Raw genomic sequence first — 793 nt, 5'->3', positions numbered from 1 at the left:
CAAAATCGAATACTTGCCAACAATCGATCAGCCAACAAAATCAACCGCTTCCAAATTGTTCACGGACGACTATTGCACCGACAATTGTGAATACGGACATTGCAACAAATGTTCCAGAGTAAGGTGAATGAAGGAGCTCCTCCTTGTATAAGGTGCGTGCGATCAAAATGAGCCACACAATCGAAATTCCAAGCGCCAGGATATTATTTATTCTCGATGGCGAATAGGGATAAGGCTCCGCGAGATTGTACCACTTATATGTACTCCGATTGATCATAGTCTTATAAAGCGGCCCCATAATCTCGTCTTCCAATAAATCAACGTGGCTTTCCCAGTTTCTCTGCCATGTTCCGCTGCCTCTATTGACAAGATACCAAGCCAACGAAAAAAGATAACCTAAGCAGCTTACGATGTAAGTACTCTCTGCATCTGAAGTCGATTTAAGCGCGAAATAGGCCGCGAAGGACACCGCTATAAAAGCCCAAAAGTAGGTTGCCCTTTTCCAATATAGCTCGATTTCAAATTTTCGAATGTCCAGAGCTTGCTTCAACGCCTCTTCGCGCACTCTACCTTTCGGGAATTCAGCGAAATACCTCTCCCGTTCAGTCTGTTCGGCCATTGTCCGGGCCTCCTTGCTTCGCATCCTCTAAATAACTAGTCGTCCGTGAACAATTTGGAAGCGGTTGATTTTGTTGGCTGATCGATTGTTGGCAAGTATTCGATTTTGCAGGAAAGCCGCGGGGTGACCGTGGTTTTCTTGGGGTGGGGGCTTCTCGTGTGGGCCTGTGGGTGA

Annotated in this window: 1 protein-coding gene; it reads right to left on the bottom strand. The window is 46.4% G+C overall.

The window, feature by feature from the left end:
* Nucleotides 1-40 precede the first annotated feature (40 nt).
* Nucleotides 41-619: a RipA family octameric membrane protein gene (locus tag M9H71_RS25105; protein ID WP_455407579.1), complete on the bottom strand. Its 579-nt coding sequence runs from the start codon at nt 617-619 to the stop codon at nt 41-43.
* Between the last annotated feature and the right edge of the window lie 174 nt (nt 620-793).

It is taken from the genome of Rhodopseudomonas parapalustris (genome assembly GCF_053772255.1).
This window is presented reverse-complemented; position numbering and strand designations above follow the sequence as displayed.